Source organism: Mycolicibacterium arcueilense (assembly GCF_058536225.1).
Window position 1 is genome coordinate 2111093 of sequence record NZ_JBZTYL010000007.1, and the last position, 13351, is coordinate 2124443.

A 13351-nucleotide genomic window follows, 5' to 3' on the forward strand; every position below is an offset into this window, starting at 1 on the left:
AGCCTACAAAGGACGGCAACCCGAGCGCGAACAGATGTTCGTCAGGACCGCGACGTTCCGAACAAATCAGCCGAGGCCGTCCCAGAAGCGGGTGAGGGCCGCCGCGCCACCAGCCGGGTCCTGCACCATCCACCAATGTCCCAGTCCGTCGAGTACCTCGGTGCGTGCACCGGCCCGCGTCGCCGCACGCTGTCGAATGTCGTCGGAGCCGATGTAGGGATCGTCGGTGGCGAGCAGGGAAAGGCCCGGCCGGGCCCGAGCCTTCTCCAGCGCTCGCCCGGCCTCCGCCATCGCGGGTTGGCGGGCCGAGCGGTACAGCGCGAGGATCGCCCGCCCCATCTCTGGTCCCTGCTGGGCGGCGATCGAGGTCGCGATGTCGATCGGGATGCCCAACGCGGACATCTGGGCGGCGCGATCCTCGACGGTTCCGCCGAGCATGGTGTCGACGAGTTCCTCACCTTCTCCGGGTGTCTGCCAAAGCTGGGCCATGTCGTGCCACACGTAGTCGGGGTCCAGGACACCGATGACATCGGTGACCCAGCTGCGCACCAGTTCGGGCCGGTGCATGACGACGCTCATCACATGGCCGCCGCCCCAATCGTGCCCGACGACATCGACTGGCTCGTCGATGTTCTCCAGCTCGCCTTCGAGCCAGTCCCGGTAGGCAAGGAAGGTCGCGGCAAAGCCGTCGGGGAGTGGCGCACCGAATCCCGGCGGCGACAGCCGCACCACGTCATCGCGACCGAGCGCATCGACGAGTGGACCCCAGATCGCGTCAGTTTCCGGATTACCGTGCACGAGAACCACAGTCATGGAGGCCATCCTTGCATCGTCTCCGTCGTGGGGCGTCTGGTTAGCGGGGATCGGTCGGCTCGGTGTCCTCGAGGTAGACCAAACCGTTGCCGTCGGGGTCGGTAAACGAAAACATCGCCGGTACTCCCTCCATCCGGATCAACTCGTCGTTGTGCAGCGTCACCCCGGCATCACGGACCCTGTCATGGGCTTGTTGAGCATCCGCGGTGCCCAGGCGGATCGCGATCGGGATCTGGCTGTCGTGCGGCAGGAGAACCAGGGAGACATCTGATCCCGGCGGCACAACCTCGATCATCCGCGCACCCGGCCAGACCTCCATGTCGGTGCGGAGTTCGCATCCCAGCACCTCGGTGTAGAACTTCAGTCGACCAGTTCTTTCTATCGGGCTGCGTCGGCTTCAGCGGCGAGTCGGCAATCCTCCGGCTCTGATGAATGCGTGGTCTCGCGACGACCTCGCGAGGCAGATCGCGGCGGACGCGAAGGCGCACAGCCGGGCCGCCGGCCGTGATGTCGATTTTCGCGTCCCCCCCCGGAAGGCTGGGGCGTCCGACAAGGCCGCACGTAGACATGCCGTTGAAAACCGGCACTGTCAGGCAGTCGCGGAATCGGAACCACACAGACCGCTCAATATGGACACCTGGTCGGAAAACATCGAGCCACCAGGGCCGACTCAACTCTCAGATAGTTCCGGAAAACAGGGCGGAATCGGACAGCTCTCATGTTTTCCCGGAATAGTCTCAACTAGTTCCGGATCGGACACTCATTGTCCGATCCGGAAGAAGGTGAGAGTGGATCAGTGCCGTGACGTGGGCACTCTCAACTAGTTTTGGATCGATTTGAGTCTATCTTTCCGCGAAGAGATGAGAGTGCCGGCCAGAGTCCAGGAAAACTTGAGAGTGCCGGACACCACAGAGTGAGGGCTCGATTGGTCGCTACGGCGCGGTCGCAACGGCGGCCCGCCGATTAGGTGCGGGTTGCTAGCCAGTTAGGCCAGCGCGTCGCCGTGCTTGTCGGGCGTTGCGGGAACCACTCTGGCGGATCCAGACGACGGCATCCAACACCCGTATCGGTGAGATGCCTGCGGCTGGAGCGGTTTCTGGCCGAGCGCTCTCAATTGCCGCCCGCATCTCCAGGTCGGCCAAGCAGTCCCGCAGCTCGAGCTTCCGATCCGCGCCCAACCCGAGGGCACGGCGGATCACGCTGTCGACGGCGGGCAGCCGCGCTCACCCAACCGCCGGCCTCGCCGGGTTCGGATGACGCCACGACGGGGTTCTGTCGGCGCGGCGCACACCGACGGTGCACAAGTGCGCACGGCAGAGACCTCAAGCCGTCGTGGCCACAACGTAATTGGCGATATCTACACTGGGCTGGGACGTGGCTAGAGCGAACAGACAACGTGAATCGCGCGTGTTCGACATCGGTGAAGGTTACGTTTACATCAGGGGGATTGGTGAACTGGAAAGCGACAGGTCTGCAAGCCGACGCGCGTGTCGCGCTGCGCAACTTCTACGAAGTGCATTTGCGGGAAGAGTTCAGCCGGTCGCCGCAAGGGTTGCGAATCTTGAATGCGGTCCTGCCGGTGGGGGAGGTGAAGCGCCGCTACCGTCGCAAAGCTCTCTTCGACAACAATATGCGGTCAGCGGTGCTCGACGAATGCGCGATGACCGAGCGTCTCGCCATGGAGGCACTCAGCGAGGTGAATCCGTGCACGGTACTGGCCCTCGGGGCCATCACGAAGGCAGTGCATGCGTCACGTTATAGAGATTTCCTGCTCGACTACGGTCATTCGAAAATTGTCTGGCTGATCGGCGCGGCGGGAGGGGGCGACGGTCCGCTTGGCCACGGTGTGATGCCCTTCCTTGAGTGCATGGTGCAGTGGCTCGCCGCCGAACGGTTGGCCGCTCTGTTGCGCGAATCTCGATCGACAGTATTGCCGCACGGCGAAATGGCGTTGACGGCCTCCAGCGCGCAGATGGTGAACCTTCGTACCCGCATGTGGTGGGCATCGCTGATTGTTTCACGGTCACTTCTGCGCCACGCGCACATCGAAACGCTGCCCGAGTCCGTAATCTCGGAACTTGTTCAGTACATCATCACGTGTGATACGAATTGCACGATCGAACGGCCGGACTTTATTCTTCCGCCACTCAGCGAGGGGGCGCGGTCATTCGCTGAGGCGTGCGCGATCCCGGTCGGCGTGTACGCGGGGGTCCGGATCCGCGATGTGTTCAACACGCGTCTCGACGGTGAGAAGACCGGTGGGCAAGCGTTCGACGCCTACCCGTTCGTTCTCGTTGACGATCAAGTTGTGCCCGTGAATGTTCCGATAGTACGGGGGAGTCTACACATAACCATCGCCGACTACCTGCGGCGATCCCTGCCCGAGAAAGCGGTTACCCGCGTTATGGAGCGAACCTCGGGTGACACTCTCGGGCAGTTGTTTCACAATCCCTCCGATCATGTCCTCACCGATGTCACCGTAAAAGTGTCGGATAGCGACAAAGGGCAGGTCGATTTCGCGGTCAGGTCCGATCCGACGCTGATTCTGGGGGAAGTCAAGGCAGGGTTCGGGCCCGCTGATCCTTCGAAAACGGTTTCATCGTATGAACGGGATGTCGGTAAGGCATTCCAACAACTAACCTCACGGCTGGCCGCCGCAGCACAGGGCACGCCGGTCGTCGTCGGCGGTCGGCTGATCAAACCGGATACGTTCACCACGGTGCGGGGACTCGGGGTCGTGATGCACGATTTTGGTGGCGGGATCTGGGGCGATGCAGTCATGTCCGGAAAGTACCGGCAGGCAACACGTTTTCCCGTGATGACCCTGCAGGACTTAGCCCTGGTGGCATACACCCTCGACGGCATGGACGAATTTCTGCGGTATCTGGATTTCCGGCACGAGGCTGTAGGGGCGGGGCATTCCATCGCCGCCGAAGAGTTCGACATTCTCGCTGCCTTCCTGGAGGGAGCTGACAACTACGCGGAGCAATACGCGGAGCTTCGGCATCGCAAAAGAACACGTATCGTGCTGCGGCCGCGCGGTGTTCCGTTGTCGCTGCAGCACACATTCGCCCCTCCCCAGCGTTCGGCGTGGCGGCAGATGATCGTGGAAATGCCGAAGCTGCGCCTCGCAACGGTTACCTCGGACCCGCAGTGACACTGACGAATCGGTCACCGCACGCCGACTCGTACACGCTGGCACCGCCGAACGGCCATTCTCGATGTTCGGCGAGGTGGTCCAACCAGACTCACTCGGGTAGCCCGATCGCCGGCTCGCCGTAACCAACCTCGACGGCAGGACAATTCGCCTACATGCCTCTGGCTGCACACCACACTCAACCCCCACGGCGGTGCAGTCCGGATCGCGATACGGTGAATTACCTGCCGACTCATGTCAGGCATCCGTTGACAGTCTCATGTTTTCGCAGATTCCGGGGCTGCTGAGTTCGTGGCGGAGCGGGACCTGGTATGTCCCATAAGGCGGCGTTGTCGGTCCTGCGTGCGAATATCGACGGTCATGAGGAAGCGGCAGCAGAAGCGTGCACGACGGCAACGGCGCCTTGTGAAGCGGACGCGGCAGTCGGAGAGCAGTACACCCACTCCTTCGAACAGACCTGCCTTTCAACCAGCAGCGATGGAGCTGCCCGACATGAGTGATCTTCCGCCTGGGGTTCGGCGTGTCGTGGAGGCCATGCATGGGATGGCGCGACACACGATCACAGCAACAACAGTGGGCTTGGAGCCGCTAGATCGGGAGCAACGCCTTGAGCTGCTCTCGGGTATCGACAGCACGGCGGTGCTGGTAGCGCTGGGTGAGATGCAAGCCGAACTCGACGCTGCGCTGCTCAGCAGCGCGGAGACGGTGCCGATCGAGGCCAGGCGCATCGTGGATTCGCAGTGGTACGAGCCGGTGCGGCAGCAGCTCGCGGCAGGGCACCGGCTGGCGCCGCCGCAGACGATGGTCCGACTCATGCGGGAGATCATCGAAGCTGGCGAGGGGCCACGGCTCGGTATCGAGGACGACGACGCTCTGCTCCAGCTGCTGTTGTCGGTGACCGAGGACCACGACACCTCGAGCGGCTCAGCTGCTCGGTTTAGCGCCATGGACATGCGCCAGATGGATGCTGAGATGCGGGCCATGCCGGAGGACGAGCTCATCGAGTTCGCCAACGAGATGGCGGTCGACGAAGCGGCGTCGATAATGTTCAACGCCTCTCGGTTACCCGAGCACATGAAGTGCATGACCCATGAGTTCTGGTACCAGCCCTGGGCACAGAAGGTGGGCGACCAGCTCGGTGAGACCCCCGCCGACACTTTCCGCGAAGCCACGGGGATCAGCATGGACGACTTCCTGCGAGCGGGTGACGTCATCATGTCGGTTCTGCGGACAGGGCGCGCTCGCTTCGACCTGGGCGCACTCCACGAGCACGGTGTCAGTGATGAAGTGGCGCAGTACATCAAACGGAACATGGTCCGCGACCTGGACGAGTTCCGTGCCATGTCGCGGCAGGATCGGGAGCGTGGCGATGTGCGAGCACAGCGGTACACGTTCACGCGGTTCCCGTTCCTCGACCTCGGCGACTGCGCAGTGCTCGCGCTCCGAGCTCAGTGGGGTATGGACCGGTTCTTCGGGAACGCCCCCGAGTTCGATGTTCAGCAGGGCTTCGTAGAGCAGGGAAAGCCGGAGCGGGCGAGGCAGTTTCAGGATGCGGTCAAGCACCAGTTCGAGCAGATCGTCGGTCGCATGGTCGCCCGCATCGCTGCGAATAGTGCGGTGTTCGGCTCCATCGTTGGTGAAGAGGACATGCAGGCCGCGTGGCCTGTCAAGAGGGGACAGCAACCGAAGGCGTGCGATTGGATGCTGCCGACCAACACTCAGTTGGTCTGGCTGATCGACGCGACGCACCGTCCGCTGAGGCAACCGCTGGCCGAGGGATGGGGCAGTGGCGCGGAGTTCGCCTCCAACCTCGAAGCTTTCCTGACGAGCAAGAAAGCTCGTCAGTTCGAGTCCGTGATCGATCAACTGATCGAACGCGGCTGGGACGGCGCATCGTTCACGGACACGACGTTCGCGCCCTTCGTCGTCGTGCCCGACGTGGGACTTCCAAGCACTCCGATGTCGATGATGCTCGTCGGGTTCTGTGCTCGCGAGATGATGGCGGCGTATGGGGGCCGGATGCTAGCGCCCGCTGTCGTCTCGATTTCCGATCTCATGCTGTTGGAGGGCATGGGGGAGACTCCACGGGTTGAAGCGGCCAACCTGATCCGGGCCTGGCGGCAGGTGGGGGTGATGCCGCTGCAGCAGTACCTGGAGGCGTGCCGATTCCCGTACCGCCCGTGTCCGCAGCACATGGTCACAGCCGCCGCAGAGCTGGACGCGCGGATACGACCCTAACGGGCCGCGTGAGGAACCGACGGTGGCGGGCACCGGAACCTTGGAGTTGATCAACCTCCGCCGGGATCCCGCTGATGACCGTTGGTGGTCAATCTCGGGGTGGTTTCCGGTCGACACTCCCGAACCATCTAGGTGACGTTGCGTACGCGCCGATCACCGGCGGCTGCGTTGCTTCAGACGGGGTGATAGCCGAACAGCGCTCCGTAAAGCACCGCGCGTTCGTGCAGCGGGGGTTCGGTCCACCCCGGCGGTGCGGTGAGGCAACCGAGCAGCGGGCTGGGTGCGGCCGCTGTCTGCGGCTTGTTCCGCAGGATCACCTTCGTGAACTCCTCGATGAGCTGCAGTCCGGAGACTAGGAGCGTGACCCCCGCTGTGGCGAGGTCGGCGACCTTCATCGGGGTGGCGAAGGCGTCGGCGGGGTCGGCTTGCCACGCTCCGAGCGAGTCATAGTGAGCCTGGGTCAACCTGCTGTCGACCGCGGTGCTGCCGGGTAGCAGTTCGGGCATCGCGTCCAGGTTCAGTGCAATGTTCCTGGTGCTGCCGTAGCTGCGCCCGAGATGCTGGTTGACGGGCAGAATGCCGTCGTGGATGTGGTTGCGGAGCACCTTGCACACCGTTGCGTAGACGTGCAGCCATTGGACATCGACGAGCATGCCGGCGTCGTATTCCCTCTCCACGTGGTCCTGGGTGTAGCCTTTCCCGTCCAGTGACTGGCGGAAGTTCTTCGGGTCACGCGTGGGATCGATGAGGAGGGGGTACCGGCGCCCGTAGATGTCGAATGCCGCGGCGAGGTAGAGCAGTTCACGGTCGAAAGCCTCGGCGGCGGTCTCGATTACGTCGGCCTCGCGGTTGTTATTCAGCGGGTTGGCGAGCGCCGCGAGCACGTGATCGAGTGCGCGTGCCGCACGGGTCAGGCGCACGCGGATCGAGTTGAGCGCCGTCACTGTTGCGCTGTCCGACTCCCGAGCGGCGAGGGCCTGGAAGATCTCGAAGTAGCGCATGTGCGACACCAAGCCCCAGTTGTAGAGGTTCTCGATGGTTCCGGTGGTCAGCGTCGTCTCCCACGATCCAATGTCGCCGGCGAGTGCTCCCCGCTGCACCCCGACAACGGGGTTGGCTGTCATGCGCAGATAGAGCCCGATCAGGGCCACCGCGTCATCCGGAGCGACCGCCATGACGATGTCGTTATCTGCAACGTCGGACCGGCCCGCGGTCGGAGCGTTGGTGACGATGACGTCCATGTCGACCTTTGCGGCCACCGCGGCGTAAGCAGCCGCGTGATGCCGCTGCGACGACTCCAGCGGCTGTGCGTTGGCAGGTGCTGCCTGCGCGTCGGCGAGCTGATACGCGGGGAAGAACTCTGCTGTTCCCCGGGTGCGTCGCGTCTCACTGTCAGCGGCGAACCCGACGCTGAAGGCCAGCATCATCGGCCAGCTCTCAGGTACCGCAGTGAACGCAACTCGCACTGTTGTCGCCGCGGGCAACAGGGCGGTCCACGTGCTGGGAACTTCCTGGTCTTCCGGAAGCAGGAGCTGGACGTCGATTTCGTCTCGTGTGAGGTACCCAGCCAGGAGTCCATCCGGGGGAGTCGGCACCGTGGTGACGTCGATGCCCAGTCGCAACCGGCGCGTCGCGGGGCGAAGCGGAAACAGCGGGGGATGGTCATCGTCGTCCCTGACTGGTGGCCGCACGTACCGCATGAATCGCTCGTTGGGTTGCCCGCTGGGGAGGGTGATGGTCATGGTCTCCAGCGTGTCACCGGAGTTCGACAGATTCGGTGGTTGGTACGCAGGACTGGCTGACTCCACCTGCGCCCTCGGGCAAGTGACGAACACCGCGGACGGCGACGATCAGATGGAGCCATTCTCGATCGGTGAAGCGCGACCGTACTGACCTCGATCGAGGCGTAGCAACCGCGTTCTGGCCGTGCGCGTTGAGCTAACGCGCTCTTCGTGCCCCGCTGGACAGTGTTTAAAAGCTCAGGAGGGCACTTGAGGAACGTCTGGGTCGATATTCATCGTCGTGCGCGGTCGACTCTTCACCTCTGATGGTCGACTCTTCCGAAAAGCCACTCCTGAGCGCCATTCACGATACTCCTCGTTGCCGGTTTGTCGCGACCATCGCGTCACATCAGTCATCGACCCGACGTCGACGCCCGACTGTTCGTGCGCCGTCTGCCACTAGAAGGGTTGGGATGCAGCAGATCTCCCGAGGCCAACTCGACCAGTCAGATCCAGTGCGACTCGCATCATTTCGCGGATTTGTGCCACCAAGTTTGGCTCTTTTCCGGGATGACATGACAGTGACAGACAGTCGGGACGCACGTCGAGCGCTGGTAGGCAACTTCCCGCCAATCAGAATGCCCGCGGACGGGTGAGAGCGCCGGACGCATTCCGCAACAACATGCGAGAGCCGGGCAGCGGATGTTGCTCGCCGACCTAGTGGCCGGCCTACGCGGCCCGCGCCCGCGGCAGCTCGATACCGCGGGCATTTAGCGACTGAGCCTGCGACTAGGGGCCAGGGTGGGCCGTGGCAAAGCGTTAGATCGCTGATGTCCGGCAGGCTGCAGATGATGGCTCAAGACAGCTGCGTCGCTGAGCCGCCTGCTGTGGGCAACAGGGTTTCATAGACAGGTGACGGTGCACACCTCTTTGGCCGGCGCGTTGTGGCCACACCAACGTGACGCGGTGAAAGCCATGGCGAACTTTCTTGCGGGCAGTGGCAGCTCGCCGAGTGGTGCCGGGCTGGTCACCATGCCGACCGGTACCGGCAAGACAGCGGTCATTGCTGGCCTGATCGACAGTCGGCCGGATCGGCATTGGCTGGTGCTGGTGCCCAGGCGTGCGTTGGTTCGCCAGATCCGCCGCACGCTCGACAGAGCTTGTCAAGATTTTTGTGTAAGACCTGCGGTCATTTAGTAGATGTAGGGCTCTAGTCGGTCTGGGTAGTTGAGGACGAGGGCGGCCAGTGCGTGTTTCCAGCCGGTGACTATGGCGCCTTCGACGAGACGGTTGCTTTGCCTGTATTCCTGCGGCTCTGTTCGGTCGCGTTGGCGGACGCGTTCTCGGGCACGTTTATCCTCGATGTTGCAGATCGCGAGCCACAGAAGCTTCACTGCCGCTTGATCATTGGGGAAATGGCCACGATTCTTGATGATCTTGCGGAGCTGGTAGTTCAGCGACTCGATCGCGTTGGTGGTGTAGATGATTTTGCGGACCGCTGGCGGGAACGCCAAGAACGGAATGAAGCGTTCCCAAGCCGATTCCCAGGCCCGAACCGCCGTCGGGTACTTCTGCCCCCAGGCCGAGCCGGCGAAGTCCCGCAGCGCCGATTCAGCGGCATCAATGGTGGGTGCGGTGTAGATCGCGCGCAGTGCGGCGGCGACCGGTTTGCGATCGCCGTAGGCGACAAAACGCATCGAAGCCCGGATGAGATGCACAGTGCATGTCTGAACGATGGTCTGCGGCCAGGTCGCCGCGACCGCATCACCGAAGCCGGTCAAGCCGTCCACGCAGGCGATGAGCACGTCCTTGACGCCGCGATTGGCCAGCTCAGCGCACACGCCAGCCCAAAATTTGGCGCCCTCGGTGGGCTGAACCCAGATCCCCAGTACGTGGCGAATGCCGTCGATGTCGACGCCCACGGCGATATGCGCTGACTTGTTGCGGACCTGCTGTCCGTCGCGGATCTTGATGACCAGAGCGTCCAGATAGACGATCGGATACATCGGGTCCAGGGGTCTGCGCTGCCATTCCAGGACCTCCTCGAGCACCGAGTCGGTGATCTTGCTGATCGTCTCCCGCGAGATCTCGGTCCCGATCGTGGTCGCCAGATGATGCTCTATATCGCGGATGGTCATACCGCCGGCGTAGAGGCTGACGATCATCGAATCGAGTCCGCCGATGCGCCGCGAGCCCTTCGGGACCAGCGTCGGAATGAAGCTACCGTCTCGGTCGCGTGGGATCGCCAGGGTGACGTCGCCGACTTCGCTAGATACTGTCTTGGGACTGAATCCATTGCGGGCGTTGGGAAGTACCCTTGCGGCTGGATCACCCTTTTCGTATCCCAGATGGCTGCTCAGCTCAGTCTGCAAGCCTCGCTCGAGGACCGCTTTCACCATCTCCTGCAGGAAGCCGCCCTCGCCGGTCAGCTGCAGTTCGCCGGCGTCGATCTTGGCCAGCACGTCATCGAAACCGCCCGAGGCCTTCAACTCCTCGAACGCCTGCCGGCCCGAATCCAGCCGGTCTATCTCCTCGCCGTTTTCGCCGTCACCGGCCTGACTGTCCTGCCGAACAACCATGGACATCATCGTGCTCCATCCGGTTCATGCAGCTCCTACACAAACCATCTGACACGCCCGCTCGACACAGGATTGTGGGATCGACTGCAGCGCCCCAAACCTTCCCAGTTCCCCGGCGTGCGTGAGCTGCCTGTCAGCTCACGCATCGATGAGCTTGCCGACACCGCCACCGCGACGGTGTTTGTTGGCACGTTCCAGAAAGCCTTGCGTATCCAAGCAGAACTGGACGGCGACCCGGTACGACGCGATGCGTGTTTTGCGGGGTTCAACGCTGTGCTGGTCGATGAAGGCCACTATGAACCCTCACCGCAATGGTCGTGCGCGATACGGTCATTGGGGTTGCCGGTCGTGTTATTCACCGCCACCCCCTATCGCAACGATGAACTGCACTTCGATGCCGAGCCGTCACATCGCTACTGGTATCGCCATCATCAAGCGGAAGCCGACGAGCGACTGCGCGAGCCGCGATTTGTCACGCTCTCCAAAGGCCGCACCGAGCAGTTCATCGACGACACCCTTGACTTCGTCGCGCAGAAACGGCTCGATGCGGCGCGGATCATCATCCGCTGCAAGGACGCGCCCGCGATCCAGGCATGTGTAGCTGCCTTGCGCGACCGCAACCAGTCGGTCATCGGCATCCACGAAACATTCACCCGCACCGGCGATCCCACTCTGACCAACCACCTGCCCGCGCCCCACGACACCGATGCTCAATATTGGGTACACCAGTTCAAGCTGCTCGAAGGAATCGACGATCCGTCGTTTCGGGTGGTGGCCTTTCACGACACACCCGGCAATGACCGTTCGGTGGTCCAGCAGATCGGGCGCATCCTGCGCCGGCCCACACCTGCACCCAAGATCGCCTGGGTTTTGTCGCGTCAAGGATCCGATGCCGCCGCTACCTGGAGCCGCTACCTGCAATTCGACAAGCTCGGCGGCCAATCACTGGCGACAGCACCCGATTTCACGCAGTGCCTGCTCGGCGTACAGCCGGCTGCGGCCTACTTCGACCAGCAGTTCCGCACACCGATCGACCTGTCCGATCCCGACTTGTGGCAACAGTTCGCCTACCAACCCGCCGCACGGGTTTACCAGCGGCCACCCACGTTGCCCTCACCCGCTGAGCTCGGCGAGACCATCGTCGCCGACTACCAGTCGATGGGCCGCAGCACCCAGGCGCCCATGTTTCCCGACGCGGACACCGTCGTCGTCGGATATGTCAGCATCGGCAATTCTGATGCTCTGCTCAACGGCCTGTTCTTGCAGGGCGACTTAGGATTCACCGTCATCCGGCTGACCACCAAACGCCTGTACGTGTTCGACAGCCACAACCACCTTCCCGACGCCATCAGCGCACTGAGCCTGCGCCAAGAGACCCGGCCCACCCTGTCGATCCTGCTCGATCCCGCCACACGCCTGACCAGCGTGTCCCTCGACAACACCGACCTCGGAAAACGCGCCATCCGATCCCGCGCCGTGCGCGCGGCATCGATCGAGGACGTGGCTCCCGATCTCACCGACTACGCCTACGTGTGCAACGTCGCCGAGGGCTACACTCCGAACTCACCGCTGGGCGATAAAACCCGCCGGTATCTGGGGATTAGCCGAGCCCGGATCCGAGACGGCCGGGCCCAGCGCATGCCGTTCGAGCAATACCGCGACTGGGTCGAAACCATCGATCACCTCCTCGATGACGACCACGCCCAGGCAAGTGCCACCTTGGACCGCTACGCCGCCGCGGCCGAGCAGCCCGTTGACCCCACGCCAGCGCACCTGCTCATCGACGTCGACGTCGCCGACTTCGCACGCACCGATGATGACGGCACCACCACCGAACTGCACCTCGACGACGCCGCCACCACCGTCCACGACGGTGAGCTGACCCTTCAAGTCGGCGGCACAGCGGTCCCGGCTTCGCTGCACTGGGATGCCACCGAGGCCAAATACCACTTCGAATCATCCGCACTACGCCGCCTCAATTTCCTCGACACCACGACCGAGCGTGAACTGACAGCAACCATCAATGCCGGCCAACGGATGCGCATCGTTCCCCAGACACCAGGCAGCATCTATGTCCACGGCCAGTTCCTGGCGGCGGGCGAACCGCACACCGGCCTCCCCGGCCAGCGGCTGCTCAAACTCGTCACCGGTATGAGCCAACTCAAGGACATCAAAATCGAAAAAGGTGACCCTGTTGGTGACCGGTGGGCTCCCAACTCGGTGTTCGAGGTCATCGACAAACTGGTCAGGCCTGAGCGTGACGAAATACCGGAGATGTCACGGTACTTCGATCACCTCGACACCCTAATCTGTACCGACCTTCGAACCGAGCCGTGCGACTTCATCGCCATGCAACCGGACCGCATTGCCTTCATCCATGCCAAATATGGGGAAGGCAAGAAGCGGTCGGCCAGTGTGTTTCATGACGTCGTCGGACAAGCGATCAAAAACATCACCTACCTGCTGGCCTCAAGCCAAACCCCTCTGCGCATCGACTATTGGGACACACCATGGTCGACCGACAAATCTTCGGGCAAACAAGTCACCCGGCTGCGCACTCCGCGGAAACTGAGCCCTCAGCAGATTTGGGAACAGATGCGCGACATCGTCACGGACCCCGGTGCGCAAAAGGAGGTGTGGATTGTTCTCGGCGCTGGAATGTCACTGGCTGATGTGCGAGCCGAACTCGCCAAAAGCCACCCAGCCGATGAGATGATCCAACTCTATTCATTGCTCCAGACCGCGTGGAGCACGGCAGCTCAGTGCGGCGCACAACTGCGGATCTTCTGCTCACCGTAGGAGCACCCTCGGCACGGGCCCGTCGTACCCAAGCCGTCGCGACA

The 13351-nt window shown here is 62.9% G+C and carries 10 protein-coding genes; 4 read left to right on the forward strand and 6 right to left on the reverse strand.

Going from position 1 to position 13351, the window contains the following annotated elements; genetic code table 11:
• Window positions 1-66: 66 nt before the first annotated feature.
• From AC4LGL_RS14355 to AC4LGL_RS14365, 3 genes are all read right to left on the reverse strand, one after another.
• Entirely contained in the window at window positions 67-813 is a 747-nt protein-coding gene (locus AC4LGL_RS14355; RefSeq protein ID WP_491839262.1) for an alpha/beta fold hydrolase, read from the reverse strand.
• A 40-nt stretch (window positions 814-853) separates the two neighbouring features.
• The gene (locus tag AC4LGL_RS14360) at window positions 854-1195 is read right to left on the reverse strand and encodes a VOC family protein (RefSeq protein WP_491839375.1); all 342 of its coding nucleotides are present in this window, start codon (window positions 1193-1195) and stop codon (window positions 854-856) included.
• Window positions 1196-1790: 595 nt separating this feature from the next.
• Window positions 1791-2030, reverse strand: coding sequence for a DUF6308 family protein (locus tag AC4LGL_RS14365; RefSeq protein WP_225504932.1), 240 nt, complete (start codon window positions 2028-2030; stop codon window positions 1791-1793).
• 233 nt (window positions 2031-2263) lie between these two features.
• Here AC4LGL_RS14365 and AC4LGL_RS14370 point away from each other — a divergent pair, with 233 nt between their 5' ends.
• Together AC4LGL_RS14370 and AC4LGL_RS14375 are read left to right on the forward strand one after the other, a co-directional pair.
• Window positions 2264-3970 carry a hypothetical protein gene (locus tag AC4LGL_RS14370; RefSeq protein ID WP_081278882.1) on the forward strand — a complete coding sequence of 569 codons (1707 nt, stop codon included), beginning with the start codon at window positions 2264-2266 and terminating at the stop codon, window positions 3968-3970.
• 579 nt (window positions 3971-4549) lie between these two features.
• The gene (locus AC4LGL_RS14375; protein ID WP_131823190.1) at window positions 4550-6208 is read left to right on the forward strand and encodes a hypothetical protein; all 1659 of its coding nucleotides are present in this window, start codon (window positions 4550-4552) and stop codon (window positions 6206-6208) included.
• Between the two features lie 173 nt (window positions 6209-6381).
• Here AC4LGL_RS14375 and AC4LGL_RS14380 read toward each other — a convergent pair whose 3' ends face one another.
• Complete coding sequence (locus tag AC4LGL_RS14380) at window positions 6382-7950, reverse strand: hypothetical protein (protein ID WP_491839263.1); 1569 nt, start codon at window positions 7948-7950, stop codon at window positions 6382-6384.
• 891 nt (window positions 7951-8841) lie between these two features.
• Between AC4LGL_RS14380 and AC4LGL_RS14385 the strand changes: the two genes are divergently transcribed.
• On the forward strand, window positions 8842-9126 hold the full coding sequence (locus AC4LGL_RS14385) for a DEAD/DEAH box helicase family protein (RefSeq protein ID WP_074405139.1): 285 nt from the start codon (window positions 8842-8844) through the stop codon (window positions 9124-9126).
• Here the strand turns inward: AC4LGL_RS14385 and AC4LGL_RS14390 are convergent.
• The gene (locus AC4LGL_RS14390; RefSeq protein WP_412458454.1) at window positions 9123-10514 is read right to left on the reverse strand and encodes an IS256 family transposase; all 1392 of its coding nucleotides are present in this window, start codon (window positions 10512-10514) and stop codon (window positions 9123-9125) included. The genes AC4LGL_RS14385 and AC4LGL_RS14390 overlap by 4 nt on opposite strands.
• A gap of 132 nt (window positions 10515-10646) precedes the next feature.
• The gene (locus tag AC4LGL_RS14395) at window positions 10647-10802 is read right to left on the reverse strand and encodes a hypothetical protein (protein WP_165609484.1); all 156 of its coding nucleotides are present in this window, start codon (window positions 10800-10802) and stop codon (window positions 10647-10649) included.
• A gap of 45 nt (window positions 10803-10847) precedes the next feature.
• Here AC4LGL_RS14395 and AC4LGL_RS14400 point away from each other — a divergent pair, with 45 nt between their 5' ends.
• Complete coding sequence (locus tag AC4LGL_RS14400) at window positions 10848-13307, forward strand: DEAD/DEAH box helicase (protein ID WP_131814461.1); 2460 nt, start codon at window positions 10848-10850, stop codon at window positions 13305-13307.
• Window positions 13308-13351 lie beyond the last annotated feature (44 nt).